2 protein-coding genes are annotated in these 1588 nt (G+C 44.8%); both read left to right on the top strand.

Features of this window, described 5'->3' with window-relative positions:
* The coding region (locus tag M6D81_RS31430) for an ABC transporter substrate-binding protein (RefSeq protein ID WP_262681602.1) at positions 1 to 1130 on the top strand (1130 nt) is incomplete at its 5' end.
* 78 nt (positions 1131 to 1208) lie between these two features.
* Positions 1209 to 1588 (top strand): carbohydrate ABC transporter permease (locus M6D81_RS31435; RefSeq protein ID WP_262681603.1); only part of this gene is annotated, 380 nt, incomplete at its 3' end.

Here is a 1588-nt window from a genome sequence, read left to right on the forward strand (position 1 = left end):
ACAAGTTCATTGAAACGCATCCGCATATTACAGTAAAGATTGAAGATGCTCCTTGGGGAGATTTCACGTCCAAGATCGCCACGCAAATTGCAGGAAACACGATGCCGGATGTGTGGTTTCAAGAAAATGCGACCATTCTTGGCTATGGCAAACGCGGTGTGGCTGAAGATTTGAAGCCTTATATTGAGCGTGATCTGAATGCTTCTGATTATGTCGATGCTCTATTCTCGGCAGAGACGTCTGATGGCAAAGTGTGGGGAATTCCTCACGGCATCAACTCAGTAGCACTGGCTTACAATAAAAGTGTATTCGAAGCGGCCAATGTTGACTTGCCGACAGATGATTGGACATATGCAGATTTGATAGAAGCGGCGAAGAAGTTGACGATCAAAGAAGGCGATAATGTAAAGCAATTTGGTTTTATCGCATCTACTGCTATTGCAACGGGCTGGTTCCCGTGGATCAAGCAAGCAGGCGGCATGGTTCTTGATGATAGCAAAACCAAATCGATGCTTGATGATCCGAAAACAGCTGAAGGATTGGAGCAATTGCGTCAAGGCATTGTAGAAGGCTATTTCACAAATAATGATTATTTGAAAGCCAATGGCGGTGCAAGAGAAGTGTTTGCAACCGGCAAAGCGGCTTTGTACATGATGCAGTATAGTGAGCAAGTGCTTATTAACTCAAGTTTCCCGGATACCGATTGGGATGTAGTGAAAGCGCCGAAAGCTGCAGATGGCAAACGTTATGTGCCGTTTGTAACCAATTCCTGGCTGGTTTCATCCAGGGCATCGGATGACAGCAAGGAAGCGGCATGGCAATTTTTGAAGTTCTATCTGGGTGATGAAGCGCAAACTATGCTTGCTGAAAGCGGCTCGTCACTGCCGGTAAAACAATCCGCTTATACTGTTTTCGACAACAGCACGACTAAACCGCTGAATAAGAAAGGCTTCACGGAAGGTGTAGCCGAGGCTGGTGTAACGCTGGATGAGAACGCTAGCTGGGCCGAATGGAGATTGCTTGTTCAGCAAGAAGTGAATGAGGCGATCGTACACGGGAATAAGAGTGTAGAAGATGCTTTGGCGGCCGCTCATAAGAGTGTGCAGCAAGTATTGGATGAACATCAGTAATTAATAGATCAGATAAAGTTGAAAGGTGCTGCCTCGCTGGGACTGGCACCTTTCAATGCATAGAAAGGCAGGTATTTCATGCGCAAGCAAAATTACTGGGGTTATCTATTTACGCTGCCATTTGTCATTAATGTTGTTGTATTCCTGATATTCCCTGTTGCTTTCTCTGCCTATATTTCGTTTACACAGTATGATTTGTTTAATGCTCCCAAGTGGGTGGGGTTAACGAACTGGATCAACATCATTAATAAGGATGAGTTCCGGATTGCTATGCGAAATGTTTTCGCATTTGCGCTTATTTTTGTACCTTTGCAAACTTTAATTGCTTTTCTGATCGCATTTCTGTTGAACCAAGCGATTCGTGCCAAAGCACTATTCCGACTTTTCTATTTTATGCCTGTTGTGACACCGTGGCTTGCGGGGGGCGTTGTTTGGGCTTGGATGTTTAACCATCAATA

Source organism: Paenibacillus sp. J5C2022, assembly GCF_025567625.1.
Taxonomy (GTDB): domain Bacteria; phylum Bacillota; class Bacilli; order Paenibacillales; family Paenibacillaceae; genus Pristimantibacillus.